Source organism: Leclercia sp. LTM14 (genome assembly GCF_023736175.1).
Classification (GTDB): domain Bacteria; phylum Pseudomonadota; class Gammaproteobacteria; order Enterobacterales; family Enterobacteriaceae; genus Enterobacter; species Enterobacter barmai.
Genome location: NZ_JAIKTT010000044.1, coordinates 1 through 210 on the forward strand (window position 1 = coordinate 1; position 210 = coordinate 210).

The 210-nt window shown below is 54.8% G+C and carries 1 rRNA gene; it reads left to right on the top strand.

The features are described from left to right. Nucleotides 1-210, top strand: a 23S ribosomal RNA gene (locus tag K5I40_RS23850); the annotation flags it as partial.

Here is a 210-nt window from a genome sequence, read left to right on the forward strand (position 1 = left end):
GCGCGGAAGATGTAACGGGGCTAAACCATGCACCGAAGCTGCGGCAGCGACGCTTATGCGTTGTTGGGTAGGGGAGCGTTCTGTAAGCCGTTGAAGGTGTGCTGTGAGGCATGCTGGAGGTATCAGAAGTGCGAATGCTGACATAAGTAACGATAAAGCGGGTGAAAAGCCCGCTCGCCGGAAGACCAAGGGTTCCTGTCCAACGTTAAT